1 pseudogene is annotated in these 374 nt (G+C 71.1%); it reads left to right on the top strand.

What is annotated here, in order from left to right:
- Nucleotides 1-374, top strand: a pseudogene (locus tag TN53_RS42910) (hypothetical protein); the annotation flags it as partial.

Here is a 374-nt window from a genome sequence, read left to right as displayed (position 1 = left end):
ATGTCGAGGTCCGGCGCAGCCGTGAAGTCGACGGCGAGCGGGTGCCGTTCGATCTGCTGACCTTCATCGCGGAGCGGGGCGACTGGCCCTGGCTCGGTCGGGCCCGTACCTGCACGGGACCGTGGAAGACGCGGATGGTGTACCAGGGGTTCACCCCGCAGGGCCGCGCGCTCAGGAAGGAGACGGACGGCCCGCTGTTGTTCGCCAACGTGCTCGGGATGCGGGCCGAGGAGAGCGCGGAGCGCCGTAACCGGGAGGTGTGGCGCCGTACGACCGACAACTCGGCCCGGGTCGTCGACGAGTGGCTGCCCGTCCACCAGGTGAGCACCGGGGAGGTCTGGGCACGCACGGTCAGTGCGGGGCTGCCCTACCAC

Source organism: Streptomyces sp. WM6386 (assembly GCF_000972385.1).
Taxonomy (GTDB): Bacteria; Actinomycetota; Actinomycetes; order Streptomycetales; family Streptomycetaceae; genus Streptomyces.
The sequence above is the reverse complement of the archived record's forward strand: the minus strand, read 5'-3'. Positions and strand labels throughout refer to the sequence as shown.